Source organism: Streptomyces sp. ADMS, from assembly GCF_033441795.1.
Lineage (GTDB): Bacteria > Actinomycetota > Actinomycetes > Streptomycetales > Streptomycetaceae > Streptomyces.
In genome coordinates this window covers 1-4,474 of sequence record NZ_JAVFVX010000226.1, presented here as the reverse complement: position 1 = coordinate 4,474, position 4,474 = coordinate 1, and the positions used below count along the sequence as shown (strand labels likewise).

Genomic DNA, 4,474 nt, shown 5'->3' with positions numbered 1-4,474 from the left:
GTGCTCGCCACCCTGTCAAGGTGGAGGCCGCGGGTTCAAATCCCGTCAGGACCGCTGAGGTTACGTGTTTCACGTGAACCTCGTGGCTGGGTAGCTCAGTTGGTACGAGCGATCGCCTGAAAAGCGATAGGTCGCCGGTTCGACCCCGGCCCCAGCCACAACCCGAAGGCCCCGTCCGTTGGACGGGGCCTTCGTCGTGCCCACGCTCGGCGAGACAAAAGGGTTCGCCAGTATTTTGGCCGAGGTGAGATCCTGGACCGCGTATGTCTACGCATCCCGCCTCCGCCCCCGGCCATGACCCCGGCGTCAGCGCCCCCGGCGCTTCCGCCCTCGGTGATCTCGCCCCCCGCCTGACCGAGCTGTCCCTGCGCGACGCGCACCGGCTCGGGCGCAGGCTCGAAGGTGCGCGCAGGATCCGCAAGCCGGAAGCCCGTGCCTCCGTTCTCGCCGAGATCGAGGCGGAGGTCGCGAAGGCCGAGCTGCGGATGGCCGAGCGGCGCAGTCGTGTGCCCGCCGTCAGTTATCCCGAGCAGTTGCCCGTCAGCCAGAAGAAGGACGAGATCGCCGCCGCCATCCGCGATCACCAGGTCGTCATCGTCGCCGGTGAGACCGGGTCCGGGAAGACCACGCAGATCCCCAAGATCTGCGTGGAGCTCGGCCGGGGGGTACGCGGCATGATCGGGCACACACAGCCCCGTCGTATCGCCGCCCGTACCGTCGCCGAGCGGATCGCGGACGAGCTGGACACCCCCCTCGGTGAAGCCGTCGGCTGGAAGGTGCGGTTCACCGATCAGGTGAACCAGGACGCGACAGTCGTCAAGCTGATGACGGACGGCATCCTGCTCGCCGAGATCCAGACCGACCGCGAGCTGCGCGCCTACGACACGATCATCATCGACGAGGCCCACGAGCGGTCCCTCAACATCGACTTCCTGCTCGGGTATCTGGCGCAGCTGCTGCCCAAGCGCCCGGACCTGAAGGTCGTCATCACCTCGGCGACCATCGACCCCGAACGCTTCTCCCGGCACTTCGGCGACGCACCCATCGTCGAGGTCTCCGGCCGTACGTATCCCGTGGAGGTCCGCTACCGGCCCCTCTTGGAAGAGGACAGCGAGGACTCCGACCGCGACCAGATCACCGCGATCTGCGACGCCGTCGAGGAGCTCCAGGGCGAGGGCAAGGGCGACGTCCTCGTCTTCCTCTCCGGCGAGCGCGAGATCCGCGACACGGCGGACGCGCTGACGAAGAAGAACTACCGGTTCACAGAAGTTCTCCCCCTGTACGCCCGCCTCTCGCACGCCGAGCAGCACCGCGTCTTCCAGCAACACACAGGACGCAGGATCGTTCTGGCGACCAACGTCGCCGAGACCTCGCTCACCGTGCCGGGCATCAAGTACGTCATCGACCCCGGCTTCGCCCGTATCTCCCGCTACAGCCACCGCACCAAGGTGCAGCGGCTGCCCATCGAGGCGATCTCCCAGGCCAGCGCCAACCAGCGCAAGGGCCGCTGCGGCCGTACGTCGGACGGCATCTGCATCCGGCTCTACAGCGAGGACGACTTCGAGGCCCGCACCGAGTTCACGGACGCCGAGATCCTCCGTACGAACCTCGCCTCCGTCATTCTCCAGATGACCGCGGCCGGTCTCGGCGACATCGAGAAGTTCCCCTTCATCGACCCGCCGGACCACCGCAACATCCGCGACGGCGTCCAGCTCCTCCAGGAGCTCAACGCGCTCGACCCCACCGAGAAGGACCCCCGTAGACGCCTCACCGACACCGGACGCAAGCTCGCCCAGCTGCCCGTCGACCCCCGGCTGGCCCGGATGGTCCTGGAGGCCGACAAGAACGGCTGTGTCCGCGAGGTCATGGTGATCGCCGCCGCGCTCTCCATCCAGGACCCGCGCGAGCGTCCCGCCGAGAAGCAGGCGCAGGCCGACCAGCAGCACGCCCGCTTCCGCGACGAGACGTCCGACTTCCTCGCCCTGCTCAACCTCTGGCGGTACGTCCGTGAGCAGCAGAAGGAGCGCGGCTCGTCGTCGTTCCGGCGGATGTGCAAGCAGGAGTACCTGAACTTCCTGCGCATCCGCGAGTGGCAGGACATCTACACCCAACTCCGTACCGTGGCACGTCAGTTGGGCATCCATCCCAACGAGGACGACGCCCCCGAGCAGAGCGTCCACGTCTCCCTCCTGGCCGGCCTTCTCTCCCACATCGGGATGAAGGACGTGAAGACCACGGCCGGGACCGGAGCTTCCACGACGACCGGTGACAGCGCCCGGAACGCCTCCGTCAAGAACGAGTACGTCGGTGCCCGCAACGCCAAGTTCGCGATCTTCCCCGGCTCCGCCCTGTTCAAGAAGCCCCCGCGCTTCGTGATGTCGGCGGAACTCGTCGAGACGTCGCGTCTGTGGGCCCGCGTCAACGCCCGCATCGAGCCGGAGTGGGTCGAGCCCCTCGCCGAGCACCTTCTCAAGCGCACCTACAGCGAGCCGCACTGGGAGAAGGACCAGGCGGCGGTGATGGCGTACGAGAAGGTGACGCTGTACGGCGTACCGATCGTCGCCCAGCGGAAGGTGAACTACGGGCGCATCGACGCTGAGGCGTCCCGTGAGCTGTTCATCCGGAACGCGCTGGTCGAGGGCGACTGGCGTACGCACCACAAGTTCTTCGCGGACAACCGCCGGCTCCTCACCGAGGTCGAGGAGCTGGAACACCGGGCACGCCGGCGCGACATCCTCGTGGACGACGAGACGCTCTTCGACTTCTACGACCAGCGGGTCCCCGAACACGTCGTGTCGGGCGCCCACTTCGACTCCTGGTGGAAGCACAAGCGGCATGAAGAGCCCGAACTCCTCGACTTCGAGCGGGCGATGCTCATCAACGAGCGCGCCGGGGACGTCAGCAAGGACGACTATCCGGACGCCTGGCACCAGGGGCGGCTCAAGTTCCGGGTGACGTACCAGTTCGAGCCGGGTGCGGACGCCGACGGTGTGACCGTCCACATCCCGCTCCAGGTGCTGAACCAGGTGACGGACGACGGCTTCGACTGGCAGATCCCGGGCCTGCGCGAGGAGTTGGTGACGGAACTCATCCGCTCCCTCCCCAAGCCGATCCGCCGCAACTACGTCCCGGCACCCAACTTCGCGCAGCGTTTCCTGGCCGCCTCGACGCCGTCGGCCTCTGGCCGCACAACGGCACAGCAGGAGCCCCTGGCCACCGCCATGGCCCGCGAGTTGAAGCGCATGGTCGGGGTCCCGTTCGCGGCCGACGACTTCGACTGGGAGAGGGTCCCCGACCATCTCCGCATCACCTTCCGCATCGTCGACGAACGACGCCGCAAGCTGGCCGAGGACAAGGACCTGGAGGTACTGCGCCTCCAGCTCAAGCCGAAGGCCCGCCAGGCCATCTCCCAGGCCGCGGCGGCCACCGCCGAGCGCGCCGGCGGCGAGTCCCTCGAACGCACGGGCCTGACGGACTGGACGATCGGCACCCTGACACCGCTCTTCGAGACGCGCAGGGCCGGCCAGCCGGTGAAGGCGTACCCGGCACTGGTCGACGACGGCGACACCGTCTCCGTACGCCTCTTCGACACCGAGGCCGAGCAGCAGCAGGCGATGTGGAAGGGCAGCCGGCGGCTGATTCTGCGCAACATCCCGGTCAATCCTGCGAAGTTCGCGTCCGAGAAGTTGACCAACGCGGCGAAGCTCGCGCTGTCGGCGAATCCGCACGGTTCGATCCAGGCCCTGTTCGACGACTGCGCGATGGCCGCGGCCGACAAACTGATCGCCGATTTCGGGGGCCCGGCGTGGGACGAGGAGTCGCACCGGAAGCTGTACGACAAGGTGCGCGCGGAGATCGTCGACACAACGGTCCGTACGGTCGGCCAGGTGCAGCAGGTACTGGCCGCCTGGCAGGCCTGCGAGCGCCGTCTGAAGGGCGTACGGAGCGCCGTGCTCCTCCCGAACCTGACGGACGTACGCACGCAGCTGGACGCCCTCGTACGGCCCGGCTTCGTGACGGCGGCCGGCCTGCGGCGGCTGCCCGACCTGATGCGCTATCTGATCGCCGTGGACCGGCGTCTGCAGCAGATGCCCACCAACGTCCAGCGGGACACCACCCGCATGGAGAAGGTGCACGAGATGCAGGACGAGTACGCGTGGCTCCTCGAACAGCTGCCGCAGGGCCGCCCGGTGTCGTCGGCGGTGGTGGACATCCGCTGGATGATCGAGGAACTCCGCGTCAGCTACTTCGCGCACGCGCTGGGCACGGCATACCCGGTGTCGGACAAGCGGATCGTGAAGGCGATCGACACGCAGGCCCCGTAACGGGCCCGGTACGTTGGGTGAGTTCGCCCCTGGGCCCACCCTCCTGTACAGTCTCTTTTCGTAGCACAGCGCAACATCAAGTGCCGCGAAACCTGGTCCTGTGGAGCAGTTTGGAGTGCTCGCCACCCTGTCAAGGTGGAGGCCGCGGG

General features: G+C 67.7%; 1 protein-coding gene and 1 tRNA gene. Both read left to right on the top strand.

The window, feature by feature from the left end; translation table 11 throughout:
• Positions 1-84: 84 nt before the first annotated feature.
• Positions 85-158 (top strand) — tRNA-Phe (locus RB628_RS39440).
• A gap of 105 nt (positions 159-263) precedes the next feature.
• Positions 264-4,325: an ATP-dependent RNA helicase HrpA gene (hrpA, locus tag RB628_RS39435; RefSeq protein ID WP_318325470.1), complete on the top strand. Its 4,062-nt coding sequence runs from the start codon at positions 264-266 to the stop codon at positions 4,323-4,325.
• Positions 4,326-4,474: the final 149 nt, after the last annotated feature.

Bases quoted from the DNA above. Each gene is read 5' to 3' on its own strand.
- hrpA (WP_318325470.1), top strand. From the start codon at position 264: ATGTCTACGCATCCCGCCTCCGCCCCCGGCCATGACCCCGGCGTCAGC.